Genomic DNA, 12,415 nt, shown 5'->3' on the forward strand with positions numbered 1-12,415 from the left:
CGGACGGGGAGGATCTCCCGGGCAGCCCCTTCGCGGGTCCCGGGCGCGGTCGGCACCGTCGCCGCCGTCAGGCGGGCGCGGCGGCGCCGCACCGGCGCCTGTGCGGATCGCCGCCGGCCCTCGTCGCGGGCCGCCGGACTCTCCGGGAACGCGTCATCACCCCTCCTCAGGGAAGCGGGGGGTGGTTGCGGAACAGGAAAGCCGCCCGTGATGACCCGTCACAGGCGGCGGACGAGACGGCCGTACAGCCGCCCCTCGGTACCTTTCCTCCTCCGGGACCAGCGGAAACGCGTCCACGACAAATAGACCGCCTCGGCCTGGATCAGGCCGGGCGGCGGGGGGGAGAACAGAGGCGGCGGCCCTGCGCGGGCACCGGAGAGATCAGCCGATCTGGAACGAGGACCAGGAGAGCAGGCCGAGCAGGCGCCGCAGCGACGGCTGCACGTTGCGCAGGCGCACCGGAGGGCCGAGCGGGTCATCGGAGAGCATGGCCAGGGTCCGCAGGCCGTAGAGATCGACGAACTTGAGCTCGGCGACGTCCACGATCACGACGCCGGCGGCGTCGCGGCTGCCGGCGAGGGCGGATGCGACGGCGTCGCCGTTGGTGAGGTCGAGCTGGCCTGCAAGGGAGACCGAACCGTCGTCGGCCGACCTGACGCTGATCTGCTGGTCGACGTAGAGGACGTCGTAAGGAGTGGATTCGAACGACGAGATGATGGTCATCACGTGAAGCGCCGCCTTCCTGTAGAGGGGCGGACACCTTCGAGCATCCTCGTCGCTGACTCGCCGTGTCAACTGGAGGGGACGGCGCCGGCCCCCCTCCCGCGGGGCCGGCGCGCCCTCCGTACGGGCTCCCGTCAGCGGATACGCGCCCGGGCGCGGGAGGAGGAGAGGGTGACGCATCTCACGTTAGAACCGCGCAGGACCGCGACGGTTCGGTCAGTGGGAGACGTACAGGACCTTCCAGGTGCCGGCGTAGAGGCAGTTGAGTGACGGCTTCGACGTGGCCTCGGAGCAGACCTTGAGCTCGACCTCGTACGTGTTGGGGTAGGTGAAGGAGAACGACTTCGGCTTCGTGGCGTTGCAGGTGCGGTAGGCCTTGTGGATGAAGGGCAGGTTGCCGTCGGCCTTGCGGTAGGTCACCCGGAACACGGCCCAGCCGCAGGAGGAGCCCTTGGTCCGGTCGTACACCTTGCCCGTGACGTGGGCCGTGCCCACGGCGGGGATGGTGCCGCTGAGCCCGGTGACGGAGATGGTGCCCGAGGCCTTGGCGGCCTTACCGGGCGCGTAGGCGGGGCCCCACGACTTGGGGGCGGCGGACGCGGCGGCAGGGGAGCCCGCGGACGCCTGGGCCGCGGCGGGCGCGATCGTGACGAGGGCGGCGGCGACGGCGATTCCGGTGAGGACACGGGCGGCGGTCATCGGGAGGTCCCTTCTTGCGCTGGCGAAGATGGGACGAGTGTCGGCCGCCCGGCTTTCAACCCGCTTGCCGTCGCCTGAACCCGGCACCTGAACCCCGGAGTCCCGCACGCGGTGGGCGGCGGGGTCAGGGCTTGCGGGCCACCCCGCCGACGAACGTGTGATACGTGATGCCCTGCTCCACGGGCTCGTCCGGGTCGGCCCGCCACGCGGCGACGGGCACGAGGCCGGGCTCGACCAGCTCGAAGTCGCCGAAGTACGCCAGGATCTCCTCGCGCGTGCGCCACCGCCCGGTGCCGAGGTGCTCGTTGAACAGCTTCTCGGCCGAGTACGCCTGCGCGGACACCTCGGGAAGCTTGTCCCCCGGGTTGTGGAAGTGCGACAGGGCCAGGTAGCTCCCGTCCGGAAGGGCCGCCCGCAGGCGGGCCGCGATCCCGCCCGGGTCCTCGTGGTCGTTCAGGTGATGGAGGATCGCGAAGAGCAGCAACGCCACCGGCTGGTCGAAGTCGATGAGAGCCCGGATGTCCGGGTGGGAGAGCAGCTCCTCCGGTCGGCGGAGGTCCGCCTGGACGACGGTGGTGCTGCCGTTGCGCGCCAGCAGGGCCCGTCCGTGGGCGAGCACGATCGGGTCGTTGTCGACGTAGACGACCCGCGCGTCCGGCGCGACCCGCTGGGCGATCTCGTGCACGTTGCCCTGCGTGGGCAGGCCCGACCCGATGTCGAGGAACTGCCGGATGCCTGCTTCGGTGGCGAGGTAATGGACCGCCCGCTTCAGGAAGCCCCGGTTCGCCCGGCCCGCGGCCGGCGCGTCAGGGGCGATCTTGAGGGTGAGCTCGCCGACCTGGCGATCGATCGCGAAGTTGTCCTTGCCCCCCAGAAAGTAGTCGTACACCCGGGAGATGCTCGGTTTGGTGGGGTCGATACGCGTGGACAGTTCCGTCTCCGGTCGCGCCCGGCCGTCGTCCACGTTCCGATCCTCGTCGGCCATGGTCCCGTCCCTCGCCTCGTCGCACTCCGTCGTGATCACGATAAAGCGAGAAGTGTCGCCAGTGAAGGCACAATGCGGCGAATGTCGGCGTGCGGGCGGATCTGAGGGTCAGACGGAGACACCCAGGCCGCCGAGCGTCGGACGAAGAGGCGCTCGCGGGTCCGGGCGCCGATGAGGTCAGACGGAGACGCCGACGCCGCCGCGCGTCTGCGCGCCGAACCGCTCCTGCTCCCTGGCCAGGTCGAGCGGCCTGATCCGGGCGCGCCCGGCGATGATCTCCTCGGTCAGCAGGTCGGCGGGCACGAGCCAGGACACCTCGAACTCGATGCCGTCGGGGTCCTTGGCGTACAGCGCCTTGGTCGTGGAGTGGTCGGACGCGCCCACCAGCGCGCCTGTCTCCGACAGCTTCTCGGCGATCCGCTGCAGCTCGGCCAGCGTGTCGACCTCCCAGGCGAGGTGGTAGAGGCCGACGGTGGAGCGTCCGGCCTCCGACGGCCCCGCCTGGCCGCCGATCTGGAAGAGCCCGAGGTCGTGGTCGTTGGACGAGCCCGCCGCCTGGAGGAAGGCGGCGCCCGGGAACGCGTTGACGACGCGGAAGCCCAGGGCCTCCTGGTAGAAGGCGACGCTCCGCTCGACGTCGCGGACGTACAGAACCGCGTGGTTGAGCCGCTGGATCGGCATGGCCCCTCCTATTACTTGAACTCTCAAGTGATTCTACATGACGGCGGTTTTCCGGAAACTGTCGGTGCCGGGTCGTACTGTGTCCGGCGGACCGAGTCGGGCAGGGGGAGGCGCGATGACGATCGACAGGGCCACGCGGGCGCACGAGGACAACCAGACGCTGTTCCGGGCCGTGCACGAGGTGGCCGTGCGCCACGGCGGGCAGCCGTTCCACCAGGTCGTCGCGGCGCTGACCAGGACCCTTCCGCGCGAGCCCCATCTGGGCGCCGACGAGGTCCGGCGCATCGCGGAGGAGATCAGCCTCGGCCGCGACCCCTCCGGCCTCTGACGGCGGAGCCCGCCGCGCTCAGGGGTGCAACAGGGCGGCGGGGTCGGCGATGACCTGCTCGATCACCTGACCGGCCGCGCCGAGCGCGGCGGCCTCGGTGCCGAGGCGGGAGACGACCACGGGTGGCACGATGTCGCGCATCTGCCCCAGCCGGGCGGTGAGGGTGGTCGCCACCACCTCGCCGATCCAGGGGAACAGCGGCGCGTAGATCCCGCCGAGCACGATCGCGTCCGGGTCGACCAGGTTGACGGCCGAGCAGAGGGCGACGCCGAGCGCCCACCCGGCGCGCTCGCACGCCGCGAGGGCTCGCTCGTCCCCGGCCTCCAGCCGGGACAGCACCCACGGAATCCCCCGGCCCGCCGACTCTCGCGCCGCCTGCGCCCGACGCGCGGTGTTCGGGTCCGCACCGTCAGGGCGCGCGGCGTGGAGCTGGGTGGCGTCAAGGTGTGCGGCGCCGGGCTGGGCGGTGCCGGGGTCCACGCCGTTGGGGTGCCCGGTGTCGGGGTGCGCGCCGTCAGGCTGGGAGGGGTCGGGGCGGGCGGCGTTGAGGAGGGCGTCCTGCCCGGCGTACTGCTCCAGGCAGCCTCGTCCCCCGCAGCGGCAGGGCGGGCCGTCGGGGGCGACCACCACGTGGCCGAGCTCGCCCGCGAAGCCGTGGGCGCCCCGGAAGAGCCGCCCTCGCACGACCAGGCCGGCGCCGATGCCGATCTCACCGGACACGTGGAGGAAGTCCGGCAGGCCCGACCCGAACCACAGCTCGCCCAGCGCCGCCAGGTTGGCCTCGTTCTCCACCCGCACCGGGAACGGCAACCGGAGCAGGGATGACAGCGGCACGCCGCGCCAGCCGAGGTTCGGCGCGTTGTGCACGGTCCCGCTCGCCAGATCCACCGGACCGGGCACGGCGAGTACGCCGCCGACCACCCGAAGGCCGCTGTCCACAGCCTCGTCCACAGCCTGCGCCGTGAGATCCCGGAGTCGCGCGATCACATCCACAGGCTGTGCGCTCCGGTTGTCCACAGCCTGTGTACGGCGCAGCCGCACCGTCCGGGCGAGGTCGACGACCTGGACCGACAGGTAGTCGACGTTGATCTCCAGGCCGACGGCCGCCACCTGTGAGCCGCTGACCCTCACCTCGACCCCTGGCCGGCCGCGCTCGCCGTCCCGGACCGTGCCGGCCTCCACGACGAGCCCGGCCTCGATCAGGTCGGCCACGAGCTTCGAGACGGTCGTCTTCGTCAGGCCGGTGATCTCCGCCAGCGCGGCGCGGGTGAGCGACCGGCGGGCGCTGACCTCGCCGAGCACGAGCGCGAGGTTGCGCGCCCGCATCGCGTCGTGCCGTACGGCCTGGGTCATCACACCATCCACTGTCGGGCGTTGAGATCACGGACACGCCCTCTTGACCTGCGGGGCGTGACGAACCATATTTAGTCCACAACATAGACTAATTCGGAGGCGACTCATGTACACCCCCACTCCCGAGGACCGTTTCACGTTCGGGCTGTGGACGGTCGGCTGGCAGGCGCGCGACCCGTTCGGCGACGCGACGCGCGCGCCGCTCGACCCGGTCGAGTCCGTCCACCGCCTGGCCGAGCTCGGCGCGTACGGTGTGACCTTCCACGACGACGACCTCCTCGCCGTCGAGCAGGACCGGGCCAGGGCGATCGAGAACTTCAAGAAGGCGCTCGCCGAGACCGGCCTGAAGGTGCCGATGGCGACGACGAACCTGTTCACCCACCCGGTCTTCAAGGACGGCGGGTTCACCAGCAACGACCGCGACGTGCGCCGCTACGCGCTGCGCAAGGTCATCCGCAACATCGACCTCGCCGCCGAGCTGGGCGCGACGACGTACGTGTGCTGGGGCGGCCGCGAGGGCGCCGAGTCGGACGCGGCCAAGGACGTCCGGGTCGCCCTCGACCGTTACAAGGAGGGCTTCGACCTCCTGTGCCAGTACGTGATCGACAAGGGCTACAACATCCGGTTCGCCGTCGAGCCCAAGCCCAACGAGCCTCGGGGCGACATCCTGCTGCCGACGATCGGCCACGCCCTGGCGTTCATCAACTCGCTGGAGCACCCGGAGATGGTCGGCCTCAACCCCGAGGTCGGTCACGAGCAGATGGCCGGGATGAACTTCGTGCACGGCATCGCGCAGGCGCTGTGGCAGGGCAAGCTGTTCCACATCGACCTCAACGGTCAGCACGGCCCGAGGTACGACCAGGACCTCATCTTCGGCCACGGCGACGTGAAGAGCGCGTTCTTCCTGGTCGACCTGCTGGAGAACGGCGGCTACGACGGCCCCCGCCACTTCGACTACAAGCCGCTGCGCACCGACGACGCCGACGACGTCTGGGTCTCGGCGGCCGCGAACATGCGGACCTACCTCATCCTCAAGGAGAAGTCCAAGGCGTACCGGGCCGACCCGGAGGTCCAGGAGGCGCTGGCGGCCAGCCGGGTGCCGGAGCTCGCGCAGACCACCCTCGGCGAGGGCGAGACCTACGACGACCTGCTCGCCGAGTCGTTCGACGTGGACGCGGCGGCCGAGCGCGGCTTCCACTTCACCCGGCTGAACCAGCTCGCCCTGGAGCACCTGCTCGGCGTGCGCGGCTGACCGGGACCGGAGGACGAACGTGACGCTCGTCGCGGGGGTCGACTCCTCGACCCAGAGCTGCAAGGTGGTGATCAGGGACGCCGAGACCGGCGCCCTGGTCCGGGAGGGCCGCGCCCGTCACCCCGACGGCACCGAGGTCCACCCCTCGCACTGGTGGGACGCCCTCCAGAGCGCGATCGCGCAGGCCGGGGGGCTCGACGACGTGGCCGCCCTCAGCGTCGCGGGGCAGCAGCACGGCATGGTCTGCCTCGACGAGGCAGGCGAGGTCGTCCGGCCCGCGCTGCTGTGGAACGACACCCGGTCGGCGCAGGCGGCGGCCGACCTCGTCGCCGAGCTCGGCGGCCCGGAGAAGTGGGCGGAGGCCGTCGGCAGCGTGCCGGTGGCCTCGTTCACGGTGACCAAGCTCCGCTGGCTCGCCCGGCACGAGCCGGACGCGGCCGCCCGCACCCGTGCCGTGTGCCTCCCGCACGACTGGCTGACCTGGCGGCTCGCCGGCCGGCCCGAGGTGATCACCACGGACCGCGGGGACGCCTCCGGCACGGGCTACTGGTCGCCGGCCACCGGGGCGTACCGGACCGACCTGCTGGACCTCGCCTTCGGCGCGGTGCCGGACGTGCCGAGGGTGCTCGGCCCGGCCGAGCAGGCGGGCGCCGCCGGGCACGTACGACTGGCCCCCGGCACCGGCGACAACATGGCGGCGGCGCTCGGGGTCGGCATGCGCCCCGGCGACGTCGTCGTCTCGATCGGCACGTCCGGGACGGCCTTCGCCGTCGCGGAGGCGCCGTCCGCCGACCCGACGGGCAATGTCGCGGGGTTCGCCGACGCGACCGGCCGGTTCCTCCCGCTCGCCTGCACGCTGAACGCGGCGCGGGTGCTGGATGCGGCGGCCCGGATGCTCGGCGTCGACCAGGACCGCTTCAGCGACCTCGCGCTGGAGGGGCCCGCGGGCGCCGACGGCCTGGTGCTCGTGCCGTACCTGGAGGGCGAGCGCACCCCGAACAAGCCCGGCGCGACCGGCGCCGTGCAGGGGCTGCGGCTGTCCACCGCCACCCCGGCGCACCTCGCCAGGGCGGCGGTCGAGGGCATGCTCTGCGGGCTCGCCGACGCGCTCGACACCCTGGGCCTGACCCCCGAGCGGGTGCTGCTCATCGGCGGCGGGGCCCGGTCGGAGGCGGTCCGGCGGATCGCGCCGACCGTCTTCGGCCGGCCGGTGCTCGTGCCCACCCCGGGGGAGTACGTGGCCGACGGGGCGGCGCGCCAGGCCGCCTGGCTGCTGACGGGCGGTGCGGAGCCCCCGCACTGGGCGTCGGGGGAGACGGCCCGCTACGAGGCCGACCCGGTTCCGGGCCTGCGCGACCGCTACCGCGAGGCCGCCGCGCTGCAGTGAGCCGGCGGCCTGCCGGGATGCCGTGACGTCGTCCCCTGCCCGCGCCACCCGCGCGCCGGGCAGGGGCACGACGGGGATGCGGCCCCACAGCCGGGGCAGGGGTGCCAGGGTGCGGGTCCCCGAGCCCGGGGTAAGGGAACGCCGGGGGTGATGCGTGCCCACCGGCAGGAGAACAGGTGGGGCGGGTCCCAGGGCCGGGGCGGGGGAATGCCCCACCCTGAGCCGACCCTGACGGGACATCGGGGGGAACTACGCGTTGTCCCGGATGTCTGGGCGGCGTTCTTCGGGGGATCCTCAAGACATGGTCAAGAGGCTCTATCCCGTCGCCGCCTGCGCGGGCATCCTGCTCGCGGTGGTCACCGTCGTCGCGACGCAGGTCGGCGGGGCGCCCTCGCCGGACCCGGTCTCGACCACCATCAGCGAGTACGCCGCCCGCGACGGCGGCAGCGCGATCGAGACGGCGATGGCCGTCCTCGGTCTGGCGTCGCTGGCCCTCCTCGCGGGCATGCGGTCGGTGGGCGCGCCGATCGAGGGGTGGCCGGCGCGGCTGCTCGGCGTGTGGAGCGCCTCCCTGCTCGGGGCGGCGATCGTCCCCTCGACCGCCGCCGACCTCGGCACGACCTGGCAGGCCGAGGTCCACCTGGCCCTTTCCGTCGTGGCCTTCGTCAGCGTCCCGGCCGCCGCGACCCTGATGGTCCCCCGGCTCGCCGCCGACGAGCGATGGCGGCCGGTCGCCCGGCCCGTCGAGTGGCTGGCGCTCGCGTCGGGGCTCGGGCTGGCCGCGATCACGTACGTCGCACTGCCCGGCCAGGGCGTCATGATCGGCCTGGTGGAGCGCCTGCTCCTCACCGCCGAGGTGGCCGTGCTCGGAGTCCTCGCCGTACGGCTGCTGAGCCTGACCTGGGCGCCGGTCCTCCGCGAGCGGCTGGTCGAATGGCGCGAACGGCGGAATTTCGTAACTTATCGTTAACTTGCGGTAGAACGGCCGCCCCGCTCCCGTGGTGGTACGGGCGAGGGGCGGCCGACGGGGCTCCTACCGCTGGGCGGCCGTGAGCATCTTGAGGGCGTGCTCGACGAGCGTGACGAGCACGACCTTGGCGGAGGCCCGCCGGCGCACGTCGCAGAGCAGGACGGGCACGTCGGGGTCGAGGTCGAGCGCGATCCGCACGTCGTCGGGCTCGTGCCGGTCCGCGCCGTCGAAGCAGTTCACCGCGACGATGAACGGCGTGCCGCGCTGCTCGAAGTAGTCGATGGACGGGAAGCAGTCGGTGAGCCTGCGGGTGTCGGCCAGCACCACGGCTCCCAGAGCGCCGTACGACAGCTCGTCCCACATGAACCAGAAGCGCTCCTGCCCGGGCGTGCCGAACAGGTAGACCACGAGTCCTTCCCGGATCGTGATCCGGCCGAAGTCCATGGCGACCGTGGTGGTCGTCTTCCCTTCGACGCCGTCGGTGTCGTCCACGCCGACGCCCCGGTCGGACAGGACCTCCTCCGTGCGCAGAGGCCGAATCTCGCTGATCGCCCCGACCAGCGTGGTCTTGCCGACGCCGAAGCCGCCGGCCACGAGGATCTTGAGGGCGACCGGCTCCTCAGAGGGCGCGAAGGCCATTGATCACTTCCTTGAGAATGCGCTCGCTTGGCAGCGGCGCCACCTTGCCAGGAGCACGTACGGCGACGAGTCCCAGGTCGAGCAGATCCCCGAGCAGGACGCGGACCACCCCGAGCGGCAGGTCCACCTCCGAGGCGATGTCCGCCACCGACGCGCCGTGACGCGTGATCTCGAGGATCCGCCGCTGCTCGGGGCCGAGGCCGGCGCCGACGGCCGGTGACGCGCCGGTGGCGGTCACCATGGCGATCAGGTCCAGCTTCTCCCCGGACGAGCGGGTCCGGCCGCCCGTCAGGGCGAAGGGCCGGACGACCGGTCCGGCCTCCTCGTCCATCCACTGGGGTCCCGTCATCTGGCCCCCCGCATCACGGCGAGATCCGTCGCGGACTCGTCGAGATGTGCTGGCCGACGCGCTTGACCAGCATGGCCATCTCGTAGGCGATGTGGCCGACGTCGGCGTCGGACGCGGCCAGCACGGCGAGGCAGGTGCCCTGGCCGGCCGCGGTCACGAACAGGAAGGCCGCCTCCATCTCGACGATCGTCTGCCTGACCTCGCCGCCGCCGAAGTGCCGTCCCGCGCCCCGGGCCAGGCTCTGGAAGCCGGCCGCGACGGCGGACAGGTGCTCCGCGTCCTCGCGGCTCAGCCCTTGCGAGGCTCCGACGACGAGGCCGTCCGTGGAGAGGATCACCGCCTGGCGGACGGCGGCGACCCTGCTGATGAGATCGTCGAGCAGCCAGTTCAGTTCGCCGGTCGTCGTCGCTTTGCCGGTCATTCCTCACCCTTCTCGCCGTGCCTGGTCTGTACGTGGTCGCCGGTCGCGCCGCCGGGCGGCTGCTCGGAGTCCTCGCGGCCCCGCAGCGCCCCGCGCTGGAAGGCGGAGAACATCGCCCGCGCCTCCTCAGGCGAGCGCTCCTCGGGTGCCGGTGGCGGCACGGGGGCCTGCAGCGGCTGATCGCGCAGCTGCGGCGCCATGCTCGCCTGGCGCACCCGGCGGGGCAGGCCGGCGTGCATGCCCTTCGGGGCCGACACGCGGGGCCGGGGGACGCCGCCCCGCTCGGGCGCCTCGAACGGCCCGTCGCCGGCGGGCTCCGCCGGGATCGGCCGCAGGCGCGGGACGTCCCGGGCGGGGGATACGCGATGGGTGGCCTCGGCCGGTTCCCCGACCGCCGGCTCGCTTTCGAGGTCGTCGCGGATCGCCGAGGGCACCGCCTCGGTCCGGAGGGCGGCGGGGGTGAAGAACGGCGACGACTCGGGGCCGTCCCCGTCGTCGTCCGCGTGGTCCGGCGCGGGCGCCTCGTCCGCCGCTCCGTTCCGCCCGAGGTCCGCAGACCCGTTCGGCGAGCCGGCGTACGCCGCGGGACCGGCCTCGGCGGCCTCGGCGTCCACCGGGCCCGCGTAGGCGTCCGTGCGCCGGGGGCCCACGGGCCCGCGGTCGGTGAAGAGCGAGCCGTTGAGCACGGGCGCGTCGCCCTGCCGCGCCGCGCCCCACGCGGCCGCCGTGCCGGCGGGATCGTCCTCGCCGGCGGCCAGGGCGGGCTTGGCGTGCGCGCCGGTGCGGACGGCCGAGCCGTTGATCGCGGCGGGGGAGCCGTCCCCGGCCATGAGGGCCCGGGGGACGAGCACGATGGCCGTCGTCCCGCCGTACGGCGAGCTGCGCAGGACCACCCGGATCTCGTACCGCGAGGCGAGCTGGCTGACGACGAACAGGCCGAGCCGGTCGCTGTCGGCCAGGTCGAACTCGGGCGGGTCGGCCAGCCGTGCGTTGACCTCGGCGTACTCCTCGGGGCTCAGCCCGAGGCCCCGGTCCTCGATCTCCAGGACGATGCCGTTGGCCACGACCTCGCCGCGCACCTGCACCTTCGTCTGCGGCGGGGAGAAGATGGTGGCGTTCTCCAGCAGCTCGGCCACGAGGTGCACGATGTCCGCGACGGCGGTGCCGCTGATCGACGTGTCCGGCATCGGCATCATCGTGATGCGGGTGTAGTCCTCGACCTCGGAGATCGCGGCGCGGACCACGTCGATGAGCGGCACCGGCTTGCGCCACGACCGGCCGGGGTTGGCGCCGGAGAGGATGATCAGGCCCTCGGCGTGACGGCGCATGCGGGTCGTCAGGTGGTCGAGCCGGAAGAGGTCCTCCAGGCTCTCCGGGTCGTCCGCGCGGCGCTGCATGGAGTCGAGCAGCGTGAGCTGGCGGTGGAGCAGGCTCTGCTTGCGGCGGGCGAGGTTGAGGAAGACCTGGTTGACGCCTCTGCGGAGGTTGGCCTGGCCCACCGCGGCCTCCACCGCGGTCCGCTGCACCGAGCTGAACGCGTGGGCGACGTCCTCGATCTCGTTCGAGCCGCCCGCCTGGATCGGCGGCGCCTCGGCCTCGACGTCGACCTCCTCGCCCCTGCGGAGCTTGTCGACGACCTGCGGGAGCCGCACGTCCGCGAGGTCGAGTGCGGCGTCGCGCAGCCCGGCGAGGTCGCGGGCGAGGCGGCGGCCGAACCGGACCGAGAAGACGATCGTGATGATGATCACGACGAGCCCGAGCCCGCCGGCGACCCCGATGCGGGCCATGATGCCGCCGGCCACCGAGGTCGCGTTCGCGGTGAGGGCGTCGGAGGCCTTGACCCGGGCCGCGTCGAGCCGCATCCCCAGGCTGTCGACCGTGGACGCCCACTTGTCGCTGTCCTGCGGGAGCGGGCCGCCGGCGCGCACCTGGTTCACGATCCGGTCCTCGAGCCCCGCGAACCGGTCGAACAGCGGCGAGGTCAGCACCTGCTCGTACGGCTCGCGCATCGCGCCCGTCAGCACCGGCCGGTTCTTGGCGTACAGGAACCGGCGGGTGGAGACCCACTCGCTGAACGCGTTCTGCTCGTCCTGCGACATCCGGCCGCTGGCGAGCGCGCCCCTGACCAGGGCGTCCTCGCGGGCGATCATCTCGTACGCGTTGCCCATCCCCTGCATGGCGGAGGCCTGCTGGAAGATGGCCAGGTCGGGGACGGACACGAGCCGCTCGTACAGGGCGAACATGTCGTCCATCAGGCCGTCGTAGGCCGTGATCGCCTGGAGCCGGCTCGACTTGCCGAGCGTCACGCCCTCGCGGATGGAGGGCAGGCGGTCGACCGAGGCGATCATGGTGTCGAGCGGGACCCGCAGGTCGTCGCCGGCCGCCTCGCGGGTGGCGTCGTCGGTCGCGGCCCTCTTGAACTTCTCGGCCGCCGCGCTGGTCTTCGCCTGCTGGTCGGTGAGGGCGGCGGACCCGGTCTGGCCGGTGCTGAGCACGCCGACCGTGAGCGCGCGCTCCGCCTGGATCTGCAGGCCGAGGTCGGTGGAGGTGACGCCGATGGTGTCGTAAAGCGTCTTCGAGTGGAGAAGGACGAGGCCGTCACCCACCGTTAATTTAAGGACAAACCCC

The 12,415-nt window shown here is 72.8% G+C and carries 13 protein-coding genes; 4 read left to right on the forward strand and 9 right to left on the reverse strand.

The window, feature by feature from the left end:
* Positions 1-381: 381 nt before the first annotated feature.
* The 4 genes from Mco01_RS20875 to Mco01_RS20890 form a co-directional block, all read right to left on the reverse strand.
* Positions 382-726, reverse strand: coding sequence for an STAS domain-containing protein (locus tag Mco01_RS20875; RefSeq protein ID WP_204058582.1), 345 nt, complete (start codon positions 724-726; stop codon positions 382-384).
* Positions 727-939: 213 nt separating this feature from the next.
* Positions 940-1,422, reverse strand: coding sequence for a hypothetical protein (locus Mco01_RS20880; RefSeq protein WP_204058583.1), 483 nt, complete (start codon positions 1,420-1,422; stop codon positions 940-942).
* Positions 1,423-1,546: 124 nt separating this feature from the next.
* Positions 1,547-2,407 (reverse strand): SAM-dependent methyltransferase, encoded by an 861-nt coding sequence (locus Mco01_RS20885; protein ID WP_204058584.1) that lies wholly within the window; start codon positions 2,405-2,407, stop codon positions 1,547-1,549.
* Between the two features lie 177 nt (positions 2,408-2,584).
* Positions 2,585-3,088, reverse strand: a complete 504-nt coding sequence (locus Mco01_RS20890; protein ID WP_204058585.1) for a VOC family protein — start codon at positions 3,086-3,088, stop codon at positions 2,585-2,587.
* A 115-nt stretch (positions 3,089-3,203) separates the two neighbouring features.
* Between Mco01_RS20890 and Mco01_RS20895 the strand changes: the two genes are divergently transcribed.
* A complete protein-coding gene (locus tag Mco01_RS20895; RefSeq protein WP_204058586.1) occupies positions 3,204-3,416 on the forward strand; it encodes a hypothetical protein in 213 nt (70 codons plus the stop codon).
* A gap of 18 nt (positions 3,417-3,434) precedes the next feature.
* On the opposite strand, the gene Mco01_RS20900 is transcribed toward Mco01_RS20895, so the two are convergent.
* On the reverse strand, positions 3,435-4,769 hold the full coding sequence (locus Mco01_RS20900) for an ROK family transcriptional regulator (RefSeq protein ID WP_204058587.1): 1,335 nt from the start codon (positions 4,767-4,769) through the stop codon (positions 3,435-3,437).
* A gap of 106 nt (positions 4,770-4,875) precedes the next feature.
* Between Mco01_RS20900 and xylA the strand changes: the two genes are divergently transcribed.
* The 3 genes from xylA to Mco01_RS20915 all read left to right on the forward strand — a co-directional run bounded on the left by xylA (position 4,876) and on the right by Mco01_RS20915 (position 8,378).
* Positions 4,876-6,021 (forward strand): xylose isomerase, encoded by a 1,146-nt coding sequence (xylA, locus tag Mco01_RS20905; RefSeq protein WP_204058588.1) that lies wholly within the window; start codon positions 4,876-4,878, stop codon positions 6,019-6,021.
* A 19-nt stretch (positions 6,022-6,040) separates the two neighbouring features.
* Positions 6,041-7,408 carry a xylulokinase gene (gene xylB, locus Mco01_RS20910; protein WP_204058589.1) on the forward strand — a complete coding sequence of 456 codons (1,368 nt, stop codon included), beginning with the start codon at positions 6,041-6,043 and terminating at the stop codon, positions 7,406-7,408.
* A gap of 301 nt (positions 7,409-7,709) precedes the next feature.
* Complete coding sequence (locus Mco01_RS20915; protein WP_204058590.1) at positions 7,710-8,378, forward strand: DUF998 domain-containing protein; 669 nt, start codon at positions 7,710-7,712, stop codon at positions 8,376-8,378.
* A gap of 63 nt (positions 8,379-8,441) precedes the next feature.
* Here the strand turns inward: Mco01_RS20915 and Mco01_RS20920 are convergent, their stop codons facing one another.
* The 4 genes from Mco01_RS20920 to Mco01_RS20935 are packed head-to-tail and all read right to left on the reverse strand — an operon-like array spanning position 8,442 to position 12,393.
* Positions 8,442-9,017 (reverse strand): GTP-binding protein, encoded by a 576-nt coding sequence (locus Mco01_RS20920; protein WP_142561857.1) that lies wholly within the window; start codon positions 9,015-9,017, stop codon positions 8,442-8,444.
* Complete coding sequence (locus Mco01_RS20925) at positions 8,998-9,366, reverse strand: DUF742 domain-containing protein (protein WP_036325117.1); 369 nt, start codon at positions 9,364-9,366, stop codon at positions 8,998-9,000. The genes Mco01_RS20920 and Mco01_RS20925 overlap by 20 nt, the downstream gene beginning before the upstream one ends.
* Before the next feature lie 13 nt (positions 9,367-9,379).
* Positions 9,380-9,787: a roadblock/LC7 domain-containing protein gene (locus Mco01_RS20930; RefSeq protein WP_036325118.1), complete on the reverse strand. Its 408-nt coding sequence runs from the start codon at positions 9,785-9,787 to the stop codon at positions 9,380-9,382.
* Positions 9,784-12,393 carry a sensor histidine kinase gene (locus Mco01_RS20935; protein WP_204058591.1) on the reverse strand — a complete coding sequence of 870 codons (2,610 nt, stop codon included), beginning with the start codon at positions 12,391-12,393 and terminating at the stop codon, positions 9,784-9,786. The genes Mco01_RS20930 and Mco01_RS20935 overlap by 4 nt, the downstream gene beginning before the upstream one ends.
* Between the last annotated feature and the right edge of the window lie 22 nt (positions 12,394-12,415).

The sequence above is a fragment of the Microbispora corallina genome, assembly GCF_016863035.1.
Taxonomy (GTDB): domain Bacteria; phylum Actinomycetota; class Actinomycetes; order Streptosporangiales; family Streptosporangiaceae; genus Microbispora; species Microbispora corallina.

Bases quoted from the DNA above. Each gene is read 5' to 3' on its own strand.
- Mco01_RS20880 (WP_204058583.1), bottom strand. From the start codon at position 1,422: ATGACCGCCGCCCGTGTCCTCACCGGAATCGCCGTCGCCGCCGCCCTC.
- Mco01_RS20885 (WP_204058584.1), bottom strand. From the start codon at position 2,407: ATGGCCGACGAGGATCGGAACGTGGACGACGGCCGGGCGCGACCGGAG.
- Mco01_RS20890 (WP_204058585.1), bottom strand. From the start codon at position 3,088: ATGCCGATCCAGCGGCTCAACCACGCGGTTCTGTACGTCCGCGACGTC.
- Mco01_RS20895 (WP_204058586.1), top strand. From the start codon at position 3,204: ATGACGATCGACAGGGCCACGCGGGCGCACGAGGACAACCAGACGCTG.
- Mco01_RS20900 (WP_204058587.1), bottom strand. From the start codon at position 4,769: ATGACCCAGGCCGTACGGCACGACGCGATGCGGGCGCGCAACCTCGCG.
- xylA (WP_204058588.1), top strand. From the start codon at position 4,876: ATGTACACCCCCACTCCCGAGGACCGTTTCACGTTCGGGCTGTGGACG.
- Mco01_RS20915 (WP_204058590.1), top strand. From the start codon at position 7,710: ATGGTCAAGAGGCTCTATCCCGTCGCCGCCTGCGCGGGCATCCTGCTC.
- Mco01_RS20920 (WP_142561857.1), bottom strand. From the start codon at position 9,017: ATGGCCTTCGCGCCCTCTGAGGAGCCGGTCGCCCTCAAGATCCTCGTG.
- Mco01_RS20925 (WP_036325117.1), bottom strand. From the start codon at position 9,366: ATGACGGGACCCCAGTGGATGGACGAGGAGGCCGGACCGGTCGTCCGG.
- Mco01_RS20930 (WP_036325118.1), bottom strand. From the start codon at position 9,787: ATGACCGGCAAAGCGACGACGACCGGCGAACTGAACTGGCTGCTCGAC.